This is a genomic window from Hufsiella arboris, from assembly GCF_009834875.1.
GTDB lineage: Bacteria > Bacteroidota > Bacteroidia > Sphingobacteriales > Sphingobacteriaceae > Hufsiella_A > Hufsiella_A arboris.
In genome coordinates this window covers 1-826 of record NZ_WVHT01000043.1, presented here as the reverse complement: position 1 = coordinate 826, position 826 = coordinate 1, and the positions used below count along the sequence as shown (strand labels likewise).

The window sequence follows — 826 nt, the reverse complement described above, 5'->3', positions numbered from 1 at the left end:
AACGGTTTGCAGATTTGCGATGGGCGGGCATTTCAGTAAAAATGTTCATTCGGAGAATTGAGGTCTTGTAACCACAAAACTTTATGCCGAGCATAACCCCCGCCTATTGCAAATGTGCTGTTATGCGTTCGCCAGGTTGTCATTCAGCACCTCCGTAAATAGCAGCAAGAAGCAACGGAGTAAAAATTACAACTCCAATTATCAGCGGTTTCCAAATTGGTTTGGTTCTGTATTTAGTGTCCTTACCAATATATTTTTTCCAAAAGAAAAAGTTCAGCAATAATGCTCCGCCCATACTAAAAACCAAAGTTAATCCAGTGTTTCTTGGTATCATTGACAAAATCCATACTTGTAATCCTGTGTAAAAAATACCAAAGGCAATAACCTCCCAAACACCTTTTTTAGTTTCGGTGCTTCGAAAGTTTATTGCTAAAAGAACAGCACCAAACAGTACGCTGAAAAATACAGAGAACATGTAGATTGCGCTTTCAGAGTAATATGCTGGAGCACTTATGTCTGTCACAACATTTTTCTTCCATTGATTTCCAACAAGTTTTTTTTCCTCTTTTTCTGTCGCTTCTTTTTTTGCTTGAAACTCTTTTCTATAAATAGCAAGTTCTTCGTCCGAGAATATTCGTCCACGCTTTTGCATTTCATTAATTGCAGCTTCAACAGCTTCAGGTATAAACTTCGTTCGATTATCAAGATATTCTTGAAGACCCTCGTCCGATTTGTTTGTCATTAGTCTTTGAAAATCAATTTCCATTAGTTAGTTTATTGTGTATGGTCTAGTTTGAGTTTGCCTGGTTTAATGGTGACGCATAAC

Annotated in this window: 1 protein-coding gene; it reads right to left on the bottom strand. The window is 37.4% G+C overall.

Features of this window, described 5'->3' with window-relative positions:
* Nucleotides 1-139: 139 nt before the first annotated feature.
* Nucleotides 140-766 (bottom strand): hypothetical protein, encoded by a 627-nt coding sequence (locus tag GS399_RS20570; protein ID WP_160846541.1) that lies wholly within the window; start codon nucleotides 764-766, stop codon nucleotides 140-142.
* Between the last annotated feature and the right edge of the window lie 60 nt (nucleotides 767-826).